Below are 19,642 nucleotides of genomic sequence, written 5' to 3' on the forward strand. Positions count from 1 at the left end.
TTAATCCTCGCAATTTTTTCTCCAGTCTAGACAATGCCTCGCATGGGTGGGACTTTGACCAACACTGAAAAGTTTGGGTCTTTAAGACTTTAACCATTTATCCTCGTCGGAACTGTCCTTGGCGATCGCCAGGTAGCCATAACCCTTGGGGGACTGGTCAATGATCAAAATTTCCTGATTATGGTGGGGAATGACGGTGGCCCAATCCGGTAGGCTAACGCTGATGGTGAGTAGATTGCCCGCATTGTCATAAACATGGGCTTGGCCGATGGTGCCATTGGCTAGGTAGGGCAACTTTTTCGAGGTGACAGTGCCCGTGCAACCAATGACCCGTTCTGTGCTGACATCCTGGCTAAAGGTCTTAAATAAATGGGCGATCGGACGGGACGCAAGGCGACCAAGCCAAAGACTGATGGCCAGGGAAACCAGGAAAATTATCCCAGCCCAACCCACAAGTTCCCTAGGCATAGTCCCCGTCACCGTAGCGACAGTCACATTCAATATCCAGCCGATTACTCCCCAGAGACTAAAATCTATGCCGAGGAGAATCATTAACGGAACTTTGCCCAAACCAAAAAAGGAGAGTACTTGCAAGGCCATGGGCACGGCTTCCCCCTCTTCCATGTCTCCCCCCTGGTCAAGCTCCACGTCTAAATGGGTGATGTCCACATCGGAGCCGGCTTCCAGAGACATTTCTACATCTAGATCTTCATCCCCATCTCCGGAGATGATCATTAGCCCTAGGCAGAGTATTCCCACCCCCAGCAGTAACCAGTAGGGCAAATTAGCTAAGTGAAAAAGCATAATGACAACATTCCTTACACTAACGATGGTTTTTTGGCAGACGTACCCGTGCTGGATTGAGGGGACAAAGAAGTTGATTGAGGGTGCGGAGTTGTTCTACTGTGCCCAGGCAAATGAGGGCATCAGCATCGAGTAAATGGGTGTCTCCCATGGGTCCCACAATTAGTTGATGGTCTTGGCGACGGATGGCCAGAATTAATGCTCCCGATTGGGCCCGGAGTTGGGCCTCCCGCAAGGTTTGGCCAATGTAGGGACAGTCTTCGGCCCCAATGCGAAATTCTTCCATATAGAAGGAACGGTCCGCTCCGGTGAGAATACCATCAACAAAACTCACCACCTGGGGCCGCAATGCCGCCGCGGCTAGCCGTTTACCCCCGGTAATGTAGGGAGAAACCACTTCATCGGCCCCGGCCCGTTTCAGTTTTTGCACCGCTTCTTCGGAACTGGCCCTGGCGATCGCCCGAATTTTCGGATTGAGCGTTTTAGCAGAAAGCACCGTATATAAATTTTCTGCGTCGGAGGAAAGGGCAGAAACAATACAAATAGCCCGTTCAATGTGGGCTGCCAGGAGGATTTCGTCCAGGGTGGCATCTCCCTGGAGGACAGCATAGTCCCTCAGCTTTGCCTGGAGAATAACCTCTGGGGAAGCGTCAATCACCACAAAGGGAATATTTTCTACGGCAAACTCAAAGGCAATTTGTTGCCCTGTGCGTCCATAGCCACAAAGAATATAATGGTCCGCTAATCGCTCAATCACCTTTTGCTCCTGCCGCCGGCGTAAACTATCTTGAAAGTATCCTTGGATAAAGGCTTCGGTGAAACGATTTACCATGTAGCCGATGGTCAACAAGCCCATCAAAATCAGCAAAATGGTAAACAAACGGGATGCCGGACTTAGGGGATGGGTTTCCCCAAAGCCAACGGTGGCTAGGGTAATGGTGGTCATGTAGAAGGCATCTAACCAAGTCCAGTCTTCTACGTACCTGTACCAAGCCGTACCGACTACAAATAACCCTCCTAGGGTAATGGCCCCAGCCATTAACTCCTGTCTTAACCTGCGCCCCTGGCGATCGATGAGATTTAACAGGTTTTCCTGACTTGATGATCCCAATCCCATCCTAAAACCTCACTTAAAACAGGTCAGTCGATTTAAGATCAGGAGACAATTATTTCAGAGGGGTGACCCTACCCCTGCAGACCATATCCAAATTTGGCCAGTCTAACGCGTTAGGAGCCCCCCGTGACCTATTCCCCTGTTGTTGAATCCGCCGAATCCCAAGCTTTTGCCGTAACCGACCCATCCCCTGCCGCCGAGTTTAAAACCGCAGATTTTGATACCTATGTGATGAACACCTATGGGCGGTTTCCCATTGCGATCGCCAGGGGTCAGGGCAGTACTTTATGGGATACCGAGGGCAAGAGTTATCTTGACTTTGTCGCTGGCATTGCCACCTGTACCCTTGGCCACGCCCATCCGGCGTTGGTTAGGGCGGTTTCTGACCAAATTCAAAAGCTCCACCACGTCTCAAATTTGTACTATATTCCCGAACAGGGGGAGTTGGCTAAATGGATTGTGGAGCATTCCTGTGCGGACCGGGTTTTCTTTTGCAACTCTGGGGCAGAGGCCAATGAAGCGGCGATTAAATTAGTGCGAAAATATGCTCACACTGTCCTGGATTTCCTCGAACAGCCCGTTATTCTCACCGCCAAAGCTAGTTTCCACGGCCGTACCCTAGCCACCATCACCGCCACGGGCCAGCCTAAATATCAGCAATATTTTGATCCCCTGGTGCCGGGTTTTGACTACGTACCCTATAACGATATTCGCTCTTTGGAAAATAAAGTGGCGGATTTAGATGAAGGTAATAGTCGAGTGGCAGCCATTTTCCTCGAACCTCTCCAAGGGGAGGGGGGAGTCCGCCCTGGGGATTTGGCCTATTTCAAACGGGTGCGGGAGATCTGTGACCAAAACGATATTTTGTTGGTCTTTGACGAAGTGCAAGTGGGGGTAGGACGCACTGGCAAATTGTGGGGCTACGAACATCTGGGGGTGGAGCCGGACATTTTCACCAGTGCCAAGGGTCTGGCCGGGGGCGTTCCCATTGGGGCGATGATGTGCAAAAAATTCTGTGACGTATTTGAGCCGGGCAACCATGCCAGCACTTTTGGCGGTAATCCCCTGGCCTGTGCCGCTGGGCTAGCGGTGCTAAAAACCATTGCCGGCGATCGCCTGTTGGATAATGTCCAGGCCCGGGGGGAACAGCTACGGAGTGGTTTGGCGGAAATTAAAAATCAATATTCCACCGTTTTCACCGAAGTCCGGGGTTGGGGCTTGATCAACGGTTTGGAAATTAGCGCTGAAAGCTCCCTCACCTCCGTTGAAATTGTCAAAGCCGCCATGGAACAGGGTTTACTCCTGGCCCCCGCTGGTCCCAAGGTGTTACGGTTTGTGCCCCCCCTGGTGGTGACGGAAGCAGAAATTGCCCAGGCAGTGGAAATTCTCCGTCAGGCGATCGCCACTTTGGTCTGATCAGTTAATTTTTAAATAAATATCACACTGCCCTAGTTGTTTTGATCGCAGCCTGGGGCGGCTTGTTGCTGGGAAATCGAACCATTAGCCTAGTTGACTTGCTGAAATTTTTGCTCCTTGCCACGCCATGAAAAACCTTTGGCAATTGCCCGATCGCCTACCGGATCAAGAACAATTTGACCTGCTGCTGGAAAATAAAAATATTACTTTAGAACGAATTATTTCCACCGGGCAGATAACTCCGGCAGGAGAATGGTATGACCAAGACCGCCCAGAATGGGTAATATTATTGCAGGGAAAAGCAGAAATAACCTACGATACCGGTGCAGTGATTAGCCTTGGTCAAGGGGATTATCTGCTCATTCCAGCTCGGCAAAAACATCGGGTAACATTTACCAGTCATGAACCCCCTTGCATTTGGCTAGCTTTACATTTTAGTTAAATCCCTATGTCCCTAGAGCGTCAAACTTTAAAGCAAAAACTATCAACCTTAATCCAACCGCTACAAAAAGCAAAGCGGGGCGCTCCCCTCACCAACCGCACTTTACAGGCCACCACCTGCGAACAAATTGAATCCCTAGTGACGGCGATCGAAGCCTTAAACCCTAACCTATCCCCGCTGTTATACTCACCCCAATTATTAGATGGTAATTGGTGGTTAAATTACTCCACTGCCAGGGAAATTAGATCCCTAGATAAGTTACCCCTAGGACTGAAAGTGGGGCGTATTTATCAAATCATTAACGTCCCCAATCAATCGTTTCTAAATCAAGCTTTTGTTTACCATCCCCTGGGGCTGGCAAAAGGTTATGTCAAAGTAACAGCAAAGTTTGAAATTGCCAAACCGGCTGGGACAGTTTTGCCTGACAAACGCATCAATGTGGAATTTTTAGAAAGAATGATTTCCATTCAAAAATTAATGGGTGTCCCTACCCCCAAGTTAGACCCAGCCAAAGTTGTACCTGCCCGATCGCCGGAGGGAAGAATTCCTTTCTTAGAAATCACTTACCTTGATGATGATTTGAGAATCGGTAGAGGTGGCGAAGGTAGTCTATTTGTGTTGTCAAAAGTGCCTGAAGTTACCCCATAGAATTAACTATGATTGAGAGCAGAAGCTCATGAAAACTAAGTTGGGAATAATATTAGTTTGTAACTGTTTGTTTTCCCTCTTTATTAATCGTGGTGTAGGGGCGACAGAAACCATTAACACCGCCGATTGTAGCTTCAATGGCCATCTCCTCTACGGCAAAATTCAATTAGTTGACTCTTTCCCCGATCTCACAGTGCAGGTGGTCAGTTCTTTTCCCGATCTTAAGGTGCAACTAGTGGAAAGTTTTCCCAATCAATGTGGGCAATGGCAAATTGTCACCTCCTTTCCCAATACCAAAATTCAAATTGTCGAATCCTTTCCCGACGTTAAAATTCAGTACGTGGATAGTTTTCCCGGCCTGCCGTAACCTTAATTTTTGCCAATGTTTTTCGGCATGTTTTTGGGTGTTTCCCCAGGATAAATTAGGGGGGAAATTAGTTTAGCAGCGCCGCTCCATGCCAATTCATGTGATCACTAATGAAACTAGCAATAAAGTAATAGCTGTGGTCATAACCTGGTTGCATACGGAGGGTAAGGGGATGGTTGGCCGCCGTGCAGGCCGCTTGGAGTAACTCTGGCCGCAATTGGGTAGGGAGGAATGGATCAGCGTCGCCATAGTCCACGAAAAATGGTAGCCGCTCTGGAGCCGATTTAATCAGAGCACAAGTATCCCAAGCTTGCCAGCTTAACTGGTCATCCCCTAAATAAGCTTGGAAGGCCTTTTGTCCCCAGGGAACTTGAGTGGGGGCAACAATGGGAGAGAAGGCGGAAACACTGCGATAGCGACCGGGATTACGCAGGGCAATGACTAGGGCCCCATGGCCCCCCATGGAATGGCCAAAAATACTCCGGGCATCGGTGGCGGCAAAATTAGCCTCAACCCACATGGGCAGTTCTTGCACAATGTAATCATGCATTTGATAGTGGGCTGCCCAGGGAGGTTGGGTGGCGTTGAGATAGAAACCGGCTCCCATACCGAGGTCATAATCTTCAGAATCAGTTACGCCTTCACCCCGGGGGCTAGTGTCCGGTGTCACAATAATTAGTCCATACCTTGCTGCGTGTTGCTGTAGACCCGCTTTAGTGATGGCATTTTGTTCAGTGCAGGTGAGGCCAGACAGCCAGTACAACACTGGGCAATGTTGGTTAGTAGCCTGGGGAGGTAGGTAAACGCCAACGTTCATGGTGCAATTAAGCACAGCGCTGTGATGGCGATAAACGCTTTGCCAACCCCCGAAGCTGGCGTGGTGTTCTAATCGTTCCATGGGTTGTATTAGTAGTGGATCACACTGCGAATGGATTTGCCTTCATGCATCAGGTCAAAGGCTTGGTTGATATCCTTTAGTTCCATGGTGTGGGTAACAAAGGGGGCCAGTTGGATCTCACCCCGCATGGATTGCTCCACCATACCTGGTAATTGAGAACGACCTTTCACACCGCCAAAAGCGGTACCCATCCATTTGCGGCCGGTAACAAGCTGAAATGGTCTGGTGGAAATTTCTTGGCCAGCCCCTGCTACGCCAATGATTACCGATTGCCCCCAACCCCGGTGGGCACATTCCAGAGCAGAGCGCATTACTTCCACGTTACCGATGCATTCAAAGGAGTGGTCCACTCCCCAGCCGGTCATTTCCACTATGACCTGTTGAATGGGTTGGTCATGGTCTTTGGGATTAATGCAGTCAGTGGCGCCCATCTGCTTCGCTAGCTCAAATTTGGCGGGGTTGGTGTCGATGGCAATGATGCGACCTGCTTTGGCCTGACGAGCTCCCTGCACAACAGCGAGGCCGATGCCCCCTAGGCCAAACACCGCCACCGAGTCTCCTGGTTGTACTTTGGCGGTATTGTGCACAGCGCCAATGCCAGTGGTAACGCCGCAACCCAATAAACATATGTGTTCATGGTTTGCCTCGGGGTTAATTTTGGCGAGGGAAACTTCGGCAACAACGGTATATTCGCTAAAGGTGCTACAACCCATGTAGTGATAGAGGGACTGGCCGTTGTAGGAAAAACGACTGGTGCCATCGGGCATAACCCCTTTGCCTTGGGTGGCCCGCACTGCAACGCATAGATTGGTCTTACCGGAGCGACAAAACAAACATTCCCCACATTCGGCAGTGTAAAGGGGGATAACGTGGTCTCCCGGTTGAACACTGGTTACCCCTTCCCCCACTTCAACCACAATGCCTGCTCCCTCATGGCCCAGCACAACGGGAAAAAGTCCTTCCGGGTCATCGCCGCTGAGGGTGAAGGCGTCCGTGTGACAGACTCCGGTATGGGTGATCTTGACCAAAACTTCGCCTTGCTTGGGTGGAGCCACATCTATTTCCACAATTTGCAAAGGTTTGCCCACTTCAAAGGCAACGGCGGCACGGGATTTCATAGCAGATCCTTAACGTTGAAGGGAATAACGGGTGCGGCAGGATTCGAACCTGCGACCGTCCGCTTAGAAGGCGGATGCTCTATCCACTGAGCTACGCACCCAGGCTTGCTACTCAATTCCATTCTCCCATATTTTTCGGGGCTAGGATTTCGGTGTTAATGGAATATTTCCGGGGGGCAGGGAAAGGATAGTTGACGGCTGTTGACAGTGCACATGGGGACTGAGCAAAAGAGCAACAGAGAGGTCTTGCTGACATCATTACCCCTGTTCCTTTTTTGCAGCGGTCATTTGGGTGTGAATTTTTGTATCTTTCGCCTTTGCATAGCGCATTTTTTAATAAAGGTCAATATACCATTAGTAAATTGTTTGGTTCATACCATAAAAAAACTGAGTCTCTGCGGAGACTGTAACCATGGTTCTAAATCTTACCGACGGTCTTTTCGCCATTATTCAAGACTGCACCGGCGGGCCGGGAGCCCAGGGAGATGAGTTTTAGCACGCTGTCTATGATCCGAATTCTGCTAGTTGGAGCAACGCTCAGGCGATCGCCAATATTGCTGGCCAGTCCATCAAAAGCCTGAATTTAACCGTCGACCCTCATTTTATTTGTGGAGCCTGGCCTTAATGAGTATAAATCTATCTAATCGCCTTTCTGCTATCACCCAAGATAGTGCCGGAATCACACACTTGGCCTGGGCAGAAAATGACAAAATCTGGCACGCCACCTACGACATCAATGCCCGAGACTGGATTAACGCCCAGGTCGTGGTGGAATTTAATGGGCAGTCCCTAAAACATCTCACCATTGTTGCCGACCCAAAGCTGATTACTACATCGAGTTCTAGTTCTAGTAAGGCTCCAGGGGTGGCGATTATTTACCAAGAGGGAATTGCCAACGACAGCGAAATATTTTATACCGCTGCCCAATATAATTCCAATGGGGTATTGCAATGGCTCCCTAGCCCCCAGGCCCTGACAGCAGACACGATTGACGACCTTGAACCCAAAGCGATTGTCAATGATGGAATTGTTACCGTTGTCGGACAAAAGGTTAATGCTGACCAGGCCAATAACCAGGCGATTCGGGAAGACACGGATCTGTACTATCAAACCTTTAGTGTTACCAGTAGCCAGTTTCCCACCGCCCCACCCTCAACCAGTAACGCAGCCCCCTATGCCCCCCGCACGGTTGTAGATGGAGTGATCCAAGGGAATTATCCAGTTGTTAGTATTCCTCAATCTGCATCTGCGGCGGCCTATACCCCGTTAACCTCTAAAGAATTGCAAACTGCTGCATCCAGTTCATCTTCTTACAATGGCTTGGGCCTTAACTTCAATGTTTCTCAGACATTTGATCTTAATTTGGCAAAAGCAGTGCTGGATAAGTTCAATAACCTGCCGGGATTTTTCACAAATACGATTTTAGGTAACTTCAACCTAGGTGGGACGTTACAAGGCTCATCAGGGAATAATCCCAACTTTAGTTTATTTGGTGGTGGTGTTGACACCAGTGGTGCACTACTTATCAATTCATCCGGCTTTTTTTCATATAGCAAAGAAAAAGAAACCTCTTACGGCAACACTGCCAATCCCACCTTCTCGAAGAAACCTAGTGGCTCGGTAACAGGAGTCTTAGCTTCACTATTCAGTTACACAGATACCAAAGGCAATTATACTCTCGGGACTCAAACCGGTAGTTCATCGTTTACAGCGGGTTTCAGTGTTCCCATCCCAATTCCATTTATTAAAGCAACCCCGTTTTATCTTTCGGCCATTGGTAGTTTGGGAACAGCAATACAATGGCAGTTTAGGCCAACAAACCCTGAAGAATATATTGCTCCTATTGCCCTGGGAATCACTGCTATTGGTGAAGTGAATAGTGCTAGCACTTTACTCATAGTTATGGGCATTCCACCCCTAGGAGCAATTGCTGGTATTGCACTGGCGGTTCTATCCCCAATAGAAGAGGTTATCGAGGGAATCATCTCCGAATTTGATCCAGATAATCCCCAGGCCATCACACCAGAGTCGTTACTATTTGGGCTTCCAATCGCTTCAATTGGACTTGAAGGAGGGGTTAAGATTCCTTTCATCTTTGAAATCGGTGTTGCTGCTCAATTTTTTGCAGCCGGAACCATTGGTGAAACTGAAGGAAATTTTACTGGTAGTTTAACCGTTGGCATCCCCCTCACCGCAACTGCAAAAGCATTTGGTTATCTGGGCGGGACGATTGGTATTTTTCCCACCTGGACTTTTGGCCCGACTGGCACGTCTAGTGCAACCTTAGCAACTCCAACTCTGGCTAGTTCCGAAAATACGGCATCAGTGAGTGGTTCATTGCTGAGAGTCTCTTTTCCTGAAGGACTTGATCCCACCGTTAATGTTGATCCCAGCCAATTTACAGTCACGGTTACAGCCACGTCAAAATCATCGGAGACACCAAAAACATTGGAGACAATTCCTGTCTTTGGGGCTGTCATCTCTGGTAATGATGTAATTCTCCGCTTAGGTACCTCAATCCCCTACACAACCCAAGATGGAGCCCCCCCCCCGAACCTTAACATTAACTTGACCTATACCCAAAATCAGACAGGACAAGGAGTGTTATTAGATCAATCTCAGCAACCGATTGCCAGCACCAATTTTTCAGTCACAAATAACACGCCTCAAACCTTTACTTATAACTACAACCCAGTTAGCGGTACAGGCAATACCTATGCGGTCAATCAACAACAGGTCATTATTCAGTTTAATACGGCCCTTGATACTAGTTTTATTCCCGATGCGAGTCAATTTACGATTACTGATGCCAACAAGAAATCTTTTACCGTTAATCAAGTATCTCTGAACAATCAGCGAGTTTTATTGACCCTCAGCGCACCGTTGACAACCAGCTATACCGTTACCTACACACAAAATACGAATGCCAACCAAAACTTAACTACAAAAACAACGAAAACCATCGAAGGGACTGTGATTCAGGGGACTACGATTGATGATTTTAATGTTGATAGTGCAAATGCTCTCACATCAGTCGGATTGATTAATCGTACTTTTGCGAATAGTGGGCCGACCAACCAACTGCTTGCAAATGTGGCTAATGATTTTGCCCAAGATACCCCACCGGCAATGGCCCTTGTTTATAGCAGCACATCAACAGCCAGCGATCCTATATATGATCTTCTCCTGGCCTGGAGTAGTGATGCCCCGCCTTTGACACCCATCAGCGCAATTATTAGCACGAATAGCGATAGTAATAGCATCGTTATTCTTACCTTCGCGCAAAACATCGATAGTAGCGATATAACCGATCTGAATCAACTTGCGACTCAATTTACATTTTCTGACACAACCTATGTTATTGGAAATGTTGAAAAACCTATTGGCAATACGATTGTTTTAAATGTTAAGCAAAACATTCCTGACAATGCCAATCTCTCTCTCACTTATAATTTAGGCTCTATTAATCTTAAATTTAGCCTTGAAAATTCGATATCTCCAAGTTCTACGGCCACCACAACACTCTGGGTTCCTGACTTCACAGTTGATTTACAAAACTACAGTCAAGTGTCCAGCACGACAGCCCCAAATATTCTAGTTGCTGGTGTGACCACGACCCAATTGACGTTGGTGTTTGATCAGAGTCTGGATTCAAGTGTCATTCCTGATGCCAGCCAATTTACAGTGATTAGTAACAATACCGTCATCTCTGTTGAATCAGGCGTAACAGTTAACCAAAATTCAGTTATTTTGCCTCTGAATCAAGGGATTAATCAAGGGGATGTTGTCACAGTCAGTTATCAGGCTATTCCCAATGGTAATAATCTTCAAAATAATAGCAATACGTTGGTTGATAGCTTCCAGAACCAATCGGTTATTTCCACCCCGCCCACGGCAACAACTGTTATTAAAACGGCATTTTCTCCCTTTGGTAATAGTGGAATTTCAGACGTTCAAAGCATTATTGGTACATCTGAGCTGAATTTCGACCCGGTGGCTATCTTGGTTCCGAACAAATCGGCAACCTCGAGTACAAGAACGAATATTGTGGCCTGGGTGAATGTGGATAGTTCTGCCTTTACGGGCCTGGATATTCCTGGGCAAACTTACACCCAATCCCAAGCCGATCAGATTAACACGGCGATTGGTCAATCAAAAATTTACTATTCTCAACTTCAAAGTGGCAATGCTTGGACTATCGCGCAGGAGATTCCAACACCCCCCGGACAAAATACCAATGTTGCCTTGGGAATTGGGCCGAATCAGGAAATTATGGCGGCCTGGCTCAATACTTCAACCACAACAGGAAGCACTACTACAACCATTTATTGGTCAAGTTGGACAGAATCATCGGGCTGGACTCCCATTCCTTTTAATTCAGGTTTAACCGCAGACCCCCATACCGATCTAACGATTAGTCAACTGGGGGGACAACCAGCTATTTTTTGGACAAGTTCCCAACCCTCCTCCTATCGCGAACTGGTTGAGTCAGCCTCGCCATCGATCTATTTGCGTCTTGGGGAATTAACTGGTTCAACGGCTCGCAATTTTGGAACATTTCTTGGGGCGGCCAATGGCACCTACACCGGAACCTATACTCTGAATCAAACGGGTGCTCTTGAAAATACGACTGACTCTACAACAACAGGCGACCCCAACCCAGCCGTTCTCTTTAATGGGGGTGGTGTTACCTTAAATCAGCCGATTCCCCTCAATAATCAAGGCTTTAGTGTTGAATTTTGGTTTAAGTTGCCAGAAAATCCATCACAAAACCTAAATTTAGTGTCAATGGCGGGGGTTTTTGGCCTGGGTCTGGAGGTGATTGACAGTAAACCCTATCTCAAGTTTGGCCTGGTGAATGGTGAGAGTAGTGCGGTTCAGGTTGATCCAGGCCTGGAGGAAAATGTTTGGTATTACGTTGTTGGTAGCTATGTCGGCTCAACCGAAACCTTAACGCTGTATTTGAATGGTCAGCCCATTGGTCAACAAACTCAGCAAAACCCTACTTTACCCCAGTCTGGAATTCTCACCCTGGCCGGTACTCCAAATTCCTCTGTTTATCTGGATGAAGTGGCGTTTTATCCCGCTGAGCTAACCTATGCCAATATCAATGCCAATGCGTTAACGGCGGATAATTTTCAAACGGTTACTGCGACCCAACTTTTAGAAATTATTTCTGGCACGAACCAAGTTGGCAACCATTACACTGCTCAATACAATGCTCCCGTTGCCCCAGGCCCGCAAACGTTTTCCGCAATTTGGGATGGTAAGGCCTGGAATCCTCCGAGTCTGATTGAACCAAAACTCGCCATTACCCCCACTTCCCTCAGTGATGCCAACCGCCCGGCCTGGGATATTGTTTCTGCCACTAACGCGGAGTCCAGTTCTGCCATTGCCCCCAATGGGAATAGTGATTCCTTGTTCAGGATGCCTTTAACAAACCAACAAAACAAAATCATTATCGGGGTTGAAATTACTGGTACTGTCACGACTAATGATGGCCAAACTTCTAGCCAGACCTGGGCAGTAGGTTTAGGTAGCGATGAAGTTAGCCCTCTAAGCGGAAATCAACTAGGGGTTGTAATCGGTAATCGCTTACTGAACAATCTCAATCCTCAGGCTACAACTTATCCGTTTGAATATCCCGTGCTTGGGGCTGAAGAGATTCTGGACTTGTATGTAGATACCGGTTCTGGATATCAAAACTCAATTAGCAGTGCCACAATTACGGTTTATTTCGCTAATTACAGGGAAAACAGTTCAACCAATTCAACCAATTCAACCAGTTCAACACAATTGACCGATCAAGTCTCAATTCCCATTAACAGTGAGCCATTAACCCCAGGCCAAGTTAGTGTATTGGGAACCGCCACAGTCATCGAAGCCAATGATAGTTCTTTAGCGTTAATTGATAGCGGTTTTATCATTCAGACCAGCGAACAGGGGATGGGGGCTGTTGTTGCTAGTGCTTTTAATACCAATAATGGTACGCCAGAATTAGCCTATGTTGCTGTGGGTAATCGGGGCTTGACCAATGCCAGTGGAGAGTCCATTCAAGGCGGGACGATTCAAATTTTGCTGCCTCAAGGGCCGGCTTTAACGAACAGTAGTAGTGGGCCTTTAACAACCAACAGTATTAATGCCGGTGGTATCCTGATTGAGGGCATCACGGATAACGGGGAAGTCAATAATAACGTTGCCATGAGTTTAGCCACAGGGGATGTGAATGGAGATGGGATTGATGACTTAGTCATTGGAGATGCTAATGCCAATAATAGCCAAGGTGCGATTTATGTGATTTATGGCAGTTACTTGGTCAATAATCCCAACAAAATAATCAATGTCACAACATTAACCTCTGATCAAGGTGTTGCCTTTAGTGGAGAAATTCTGACCAACTTAGATATTTATCCTGAGGTTGTTCCCGATCATAGTAGTGATATAAATGGTAGCCCTGGAAGTTTGGCGGGGTTTGCAGTAGCCGTGGGTCGCTTTGGTGGCAATAGTAATGGAGACATTAGTTATGGAAACATTATTTTTAGTGCTCCCTTGGCTAAAAATGGTAATGACAACACTGGCACTATTGTTGGTAAGGTTTTTCAAATTCCAGGTGGCCCCAATCTTAGCAGCAGTATTCCCAGCCTGATTTATACGGGGCAAACTTTTAGCATCCCAAATCCTCAAGATCCAAAGGCAAACTTGACCGTGGGTGAAATTGCGGGCTACTCTTTGGCTATCTCTCGAACCACAAACCCAGATGGAGGAGCTGTTCAAACTTATAGTGGTAGTTCCAGTTATGATGACTTGATTATTGGCGCACCAAACTATCAGGTTGAAATCACAAACCAATGGACGAATAAGAGTAACTTACCGCAACAAAACCAAGGCAACTTCCCGGATACCAGTTGGGTTTCTAGCGGGGCCGCCTATGTTATTTCTGGGAGCAGTAGTGGATTACCCCTTAACATTATTACTACCTCTTCTGATTCCCCTTCTTCCTCCATCCATGCCACCTATACCGGCATTAATATTCCTGATAGTACAGGGGTCGGGACTAATACCTTTGCTGGGTCTAATCTGACAGCGGGAGATTTAGACGGTGACGGTTATCAGGATTTAGTCATTTCTGTTCCTGGCTTGAACGCTAATGCTGGGGGGATGTATGTGCTGTCTGGCAAGGCTCTCAATGGGGGAAATAGTGCTGCCCAAGCTATAAATACACTCAATACCCAAAATTCATCCGGGAGTTGGAATGCCATACAAATTCTGGGAGGCCTATCTGGGAGTCGCACAGGGGCCGTCATCACTTTTCCTGGTGATCTGAACGGCGATCACTATCAAGACTTACTCATTACTGCCCCCCAGGCCGCCAATGGTACGGGGCAAAGTTATGTGGTTTTTGGAAGCTCGACTTTCTTTAATCAACCCAACGGAATTTTTGACCTAAATGTTACGGCTAATAACAACAAGACCACTTTTCTGCTCAATGGGAATCAACCGTTACAACTAGCGGGCGCTGGAGCAACTGGAGTTGGTGATCTTAACAATGATGGGGTTGCTGACTTATTGCTGACGGCCCCCAATGGTCAACAACTGTATGCGGTGTATGGACACTCTTGGTTAGCGGATGATGGCAGTATTAAATTAGCAGATATTTCCTCGGATAACGGCTTTGTCATTGATGGCTATGACTATACTTTGGCCTCAAGTCCCTATGGTTATGTTTTAGGCTTTGTCCTGGTCTCTGGCAGTTCTGGCTCCCTAGTTTCCGCCCAATTACAGTTAGTCTCACCCACCGGTCAAGTGCTTTGGGAATCGGATCCGGGGGAAGGTGTAGTTGTGACTCCCCAGGCCTATGCGGTGATGCAAACAGATGGCAACTTGGTGATTTATGGCCAACCAGGGGGAAATACAGGGGATGTGATTTGGAGTTCCAATACAGACGGGAATAGCGGGGCTGTTCTGAAATTAGCCTCGGATGGCGGTCTTTATATTGTTTCTCAGACTGGGAGTATTATTAAGACCTTAAATCAGGGCAATACTAGTCTGATTAATAGTTCGGTAACACTGAACCCCAATCAAGAAATTACGGTTCAAATTCCCACCTTTCTGAGCAACGGAACCAATGGTGGTAGTCTCCTGGGAAATGGGCGCAATGTTGTTGTGTTGGGAGATGTCAATGGTGATGGCTTTGCGGATGCGTTATCGGGGGGCAGTACAGCCGGGGGTGTGGTTGTCTTTGGGAATAGCACAAAAGATTTACTCGATGCGGCTTTAGGGACAGGAGACTTACTCGTTTCAGTTAACAATGCTGAAGTGAAAGAGTTTGTTGCCCTAGGGGATTTTAATGGCGACGGCCTGGCTGATTTTGGCGTAATTGATAGTAATAAAACGTTCCATTTGGTCCTAGGTAGTCCAAGTTTAGGTACTCTTGGTAATTTGACGCTGGGAAGTAATGGAATGACGCTTTCAGGATATACCCAGGCCTGGGGGGTCGGAGACTTTAATGGCAATGGCTATGATGACTTGGTATTGCAGGGCTCCAATGCGGCGATCGTCGTTTATGGCAATGTTAATGGCACGCTAACAAACTCGACCCCCTTAAATTTTGGTACAGATAATCCGCTTCCCAGTTCCTTTACCGGCATTGATCTCAACGGTGATGGTTCAAATGAAATTGTGGCGGGCCAAGCTCAATTAAATTCCGTACCCAACATCGGTGGCTTTGGCGGTGGTTTGCAATACTTCACTTACGAATCTGGAAAGGCCGTTTTACAAACTACTATTGATCCTCCCAATGCTTCAATTGTGAGCACTTCAGTTAATCCTGAATTCCTTAACTTTGACTTTTTGTCTGCCAATAACCAAGAAACCAAACATGCCAGTTCATTTGCCTTTTTAGACGGCTGGCTATACCAAGCTTTGTATGGGGAAAATAATTCCATTGTCATGCAAAGAAGTCGGGATGGAGTTCACTGGCAAGATTCAACTGAAATCAACCTCATTGGAGTCAATGGGGACAAAATTACTCCGGGCAATTTTTCTCCCTCTATTGCCGCTTATAACGGTCAACTATATCTAGGTATTACTGATTCCAGTAGTCAGGTATGGGTGGCCGAAGCAAGCAATACGACAGATAATAGCTTGGGGTTAAATTTTTCGCCGGTGCAAATTAATCAAGCATCAAAAAATGCCCCAACCTTAGTTGCTTTTAATAATGAGCTTTATGTCTTCTTCATTAAAAATGATTCGGATGATGACATTCTTTATGTTAGTTCCAGTAATCCTGGTAGTAATGATTGGGGAAATAACACGGTCTTAACTATTAATGGCGGTAACCAAGCAAGCAACCAACCCCTAAGTGCAATTGTTGTCCCTAATCAAAATGGGGAGACCTTGGCGGTTGCGTTTAAGTCTAGTGATTCTTCCGCCGCTTTCGTTGCAACATTGAACTCCAATAATTTAAGCAGTTGGAGTCGTTCTTCAGAGTTAAGCCAAGTTGATACCAATAGCGCACCATCTTTAACATTTGTAAATGGAATTTATTACTTATCCTTCGTCGCATCCAACCAGAATATTAATTTAATCACTTCACAAGATGCAGATGGACTGAATTGGTCCAATGTTTTTGGGGGGCCTGGGGGTAGCGAATATAACTATGACGATCTCAATGGTGTATCTTCAATCTTTTTTAATCAAAGCATACTTTTATTGGCATCAAATAGTAACGGAAATCCAGCTTCTTTTGTCTTCTCACAGCCGTTTTTTGAACCAAATCAGGCAACTAGTTTTGGCAAGCAAGTTTACGATGTTGGCGATTTTAATGGGGATGGCATAGCTGATTTAGCAGTGTTGGCGCCGGGCTATCGCAATTTACTTACACTCTCTATTCCTGAATATGAAAGCATTAACAATCTGGGGGGAGTTTTTATTTATTATGGTAGCTCCAGCGGTATCTCCATTACTGGTTCTCCAGACGTGGTTTTGGCCGCCCCTGATACGCCCGATGCAACCAACTTTGCACTGTCAGAAATTACATCTATTGGTGACGTAAATGGTGACGGCTTTGATGACCTGCTAATAAGCTCTCCTTTTACTACCATTAGCAAAGCTCTCGATTCATCTTCCGCAGGGGATCAGGGAGTCACTTGGGTCGTGTTTGGGGGAACTCATTGGGGAAAGAACTATCCGATTACAACGCCATTTAACTTAGGAAATCTTGACAACAATCAAAACTCTCCCAATAACCAAAGCAGTCAAAGCAATAATAATCAGCAGAACTTTAACCCCTTTGGTTTTGTTACAACGGGCCTGCCAGGATCAACAGGTGGAATTTCCTTGGCCGGTGGAGGTGATATCAACGGTGATGGCTTTAGCGATTTTGCTCTGGGTGCGCCTGGTTCTCTTGACAATCTCAGCTATGTTCTCTTTGGCAGCGACTTTACTTCCCAAGTGAATCAACTGGGTACGATTGGCGATGATGTCATGCTCGGTAGTCCCACAGGAGAAATTTTTGTTGCGGGCCAAGGGGATGACCAAATCTATAGCAATGGTGGGGTAGATACGGTCTATGCCGGGCCTGGGGATGATTTTGTCACGGTCACTGATACCAATTTCCGGCGATTGGATGGGGGTAGCGGGAACAACATTCTCAAATTCACGGGCTACACCAATCAAAATTGGGATTTAACCACCCTGTCTCCAGGCCTGCGACTGAAAAACTTTAATATTCTCGATGTCCGGGACTATGGAGCCAATATTCTCACTCTCAATGCGCTGACCATTACCCAACTTTCCGCCAACAATGAAATTCGAGTTCTGTTAGATGCCAATGACACACTCAATCTAGATTCAAGTTTTAGCTTTACTGAAAAGATCTATCTCGATAACCAAAACTATTACCGCTATACCTCAAGTGCTTCTGCGGCGACCATCTTAGTCAATGTTCCTAATCAAGTTACTTTTACCGCGCCCAACACCAACACACCGATTCTGAACACCATCCCCACAGCCCAACCTAGTCCCCCTCCTACTACTAACGATGTAACCACCCTCGCCGCCACCAGTTCTGACCCGAATCAACCCACCCGCTTGTTTGTCTCCAATCCCAAGGTTTCAGAAGCTAGTGGAGAAGCCCAGTTTGTCATTGAGCGCACGGGGAACCTAAACAAGTATGTGCTAGCCAGTTATATTACCCAGGACATGAGCGGCAAAGCGGGCGATCGCTATTTACCCATAGCGGGACAGTTAATATTTAACCCTGGGGAGGAGCAAAAAACCGTCACAGTTAAAATTCCTAATGACTCTGTTTATACCGCCGATCGCCAATTTGGTCTATTGGTTTCTTTGCTAAATGATGGCTTAGAGGCGGGAAATTGGGGCTCTGATTTTGCCTTAGCTGGTGATGCCAATGGTGCCCAGATCCGACGTTGGAACTACCTGGCCGGGGACTGGGATAACAGTGTCATGGGGGGCTTGATTGATTTCTCCACCACAGTTAATTCCGGCCAAACTGAGATTCATTTAAGTGTTGAAGGGCTAGCCGAATTTAACGACTTTTTTGGTTACGATTCCCTCAGTCAAACCTATCAATCCCTGATGTTTAATGATGAAACAGGGGCTCGGTTCACCAATGTAGATAGCCCAAACGGTATTGGCGGAGTAGAACTCAAACTTTTGGACGGCGATCGAGGTGATGCTGATGGCATAGTGAATGGTTTAGTGGCAACCAATGGTTATGCGGGCCGCACCATTCCAGGCTTAATTAGCAATAATAACCGAGTTTTTTTGGCTCCCACTAACGCCGATGGCCAAGTACAACTCAGGTTAATCAATAGCCCCTCACAAAACTATGAAATTGGTTGGGTTATGGTGGATAGTGCCGATGGCGCCATTGATGGTTTACTTCCTGATGATCCAGGCTATGAGGAGGCCGCTTTGGCCCGTAAACAAGTTGTTTTTAGTGATCAAGCCAATGCCTCAGCCCAGGCTTTAACCCGTAGTTTAGCCCGACAAAGTTTTACTGATATTGAAGCTTTTGCCAGGACAGAATCACAATTTTTTGGTAGCTTTAGTAACTCTAATTTAGAAGCTAATCGTTACTATATGCTCTATGGCCAACAGGGAGAAGAAATCGCTTTTTCCATTGATGCTCCACTAATGGTTGAAACAGATAGTCGAGGTTATCATCAGTTAGATTTTAATGGCATTACTACAGAAATCGCTTCCAAAACTTTGGTTGTGCCAGGAATTTTAAACCAGACTGTGACGACAAATGTTTCCATTAGTCGTGCGGGGGCTTACGAAAATCTTATTGTTCTCTACAAAGTGGATAGTCTGACCGGGGGCATTGATACCGATGGCGATCGCCAGATTAATTTAAACCCAGGGGATGGAGGCTATTTACAAGCGGCATTAACAAGGGCCCAGAATCCGGCAACGGGACTAAGCTTAAACGCCCCTGACGAGTTTTTTAGTACTACTCAAACGACGGTCAGTTTGTCGGGTAACAATATGTATGGCATGGCGATTATTCCCAACTCATCCATCGAAGAAGTGTTAAGCAAAAATCCCACTAACGACCCAAACCTTGACCCTGTGGCCCTTTTCTCTTTTGAGCAAGCCAATCCTGGGGGAGTGAGCCAAATGAGTCGTCTGGGCAGTAACCTGTTTGGTTTTGAAGATATGGTGGGCGGCGGCGATCTTGACTACAATGACGTAATTTTACAATTCAGCTTTCTAACTCCATAAATTAAGTACAAAAGTGACATATGAGGAATAGGCTGATCTATCCCCTTAAGTCTGATCTGGTCCCGCAACCGAAATTAGTCCGCTC

At 46.8% G+C, this 19,642-nt stretch carries 9 protein-coding genes and 1 tRNA gene; 5 read left to right on the forward strand and 5 right to left on the reverse strand.

Annotated features, from left to right (window positions below; all coding sequences use genetic code 11):
* Positions 1 to 81 precede the first annotated feature (81 nt).
* Positions 82 to 804, reverse strand: coding sequence for an OB-fold-containig protein (locus BWK47_RS03060; protein ID WP_237269767.1), 723 nt, complete (start codon positions 802 to 804; stop codon positions 82 to 84).
* A gap of 19 nt (positions 805 to 823) precedes the next feature.
* Positions 824 to 1,921: a potassium channel family protein gene (locus BWK47_RS03065; protein WP_162327521.1), complete on the reverse strand. Its 1,098-nt coding sequence runs from the start codon at positions 1,919 to 1,921 to the stop codon at positions 824 to 826.
* Positions 1,922 to 2,044: 123 nt separating this feature from the next.
* On the opposite strand from BWK47_RS03065, the gene BWK47_RS03070 reads away from it, so the two are divergent.
* The 4 genes from BWK47_RS03070 (at position 2,045) to BWK47_RS03085 (ending at position 4,791) form a co-directional block, all read left to right on the forward strand.
* On the forward strand, positions 2,045 to 3,334 hold the full coding sequence (locus BWK47_RS03070; protein ID WP_162327522.1) for an aspartate aminotransferase family protein: 1,290 nt from the start codon (positions 2,045 to 2,047) through the stop codon (positions 3,332 to 3,334).
* A 127-nt stretch (positions 3,335 to 3,461) separates the two neighbouring features.
* Positions 3,462 to 3,776: a cupin domain-containing protein gene (locus BWK47_RS03075; protein WP_162327523.1), complete on the forward strand. Its 315-nt coding sequence runs from the start codon at positions 3,462 to 3,464 to the stop codon at positions 3,774 to 3,776.
* A gap of 6 nt (positions 3,777 to 3,782) precedes the next feature.
* Entirely contained in the window at positions 3,783 to 4,424 is a 642-nt protein-coding gene (locus tag BWK47_RS03080; protein WP_162327524.1) for a PAP/fibrillin family protein, read from the forward strand.
* Positions 4,425 to 4,452: 28 nt separating this feature from the next.
* The gene (locus BWK47_RS03085; RefSeq protein ID WP_162327525.1) at positions 4,453 to 4,791 is read left to right on the forward strand and encodes a hypothetical protein; all 339 of its coding nucleotides are present in this window, start codon (positions 4,453 to 4,455) and stop codon (positions 4,789 to 4,791) included.
* Between the two features lie 67 nt (positions 4,792 to 4,858).
* On the opposite strand, the gene fghA is transcribed toward BWK47_RS03085, so the two are convergent.
* The 3 genes from fghA to BWK47_RS03100 all read right to left on the reverse strand — a co-directional run bounded on the left by fghA (position 4,859) and on the right by BWK47_RS03100 (position 6,908).
* Complete coding sequence (gene fghA, locus BWK47_RS03090) at positions 4,859 to 5,689, reverse strand: S-formylglutathione hydrolase (RefSeq protein ID WP_162327526.1); 831 nt, start codon at positions 5,687 to 5,689, stop codon at positions 4,859 to 4,861.
* Between the two features lie 8 nt (positions 5,690 to 5,697).
* A complete protein-coding gene (locus tag BWK47_RS03095) occupies positions 5,698 to 6,807 on the reverse strand; it encodes an S-(hydroxymethyl)glutathione dehydrogenase/class III alcohol dehydrogenase (protein WP_162327527.1) in 1,110 nt (369 codons plus the stop codon).
* Between the two features lie 28 nt (positions 6,808 to 6,835).
* Positions 6,836 to 6,908, reverse strand: a tRNA-Arg gene (locus BWK47_RS03100).
* A 664-nt stretch (positions 6,909 to 7,572) separates the two neighbouring features.
* Between BWK47_RS03100 and BWK47_RS03105 the strand changes: the two genes are divergently transcribed.
* Positions 7,573 to 19,557, forward strand: a complete 11,985-nt coding sequence (locus tag BWK47_RS03105; RefSeq protein ID WP_237269768.1) for a Calx-beta domain-containing protein — start codon at positions 7,573 to 7,575, stop codon at positions 19,555 to 19,557.
* Positions 19,558 to 19,642 lie beyond the last annotated feature (85 nt).

The organism is Synechocystis sp. CACIAM 05, assembly GCF_010222815.1.
Lineage (GTDB): Bacteria > Cyanobacteriota > Cyanobacteriia > Cyanobacteriales > Microcystaceae > Synechocystis.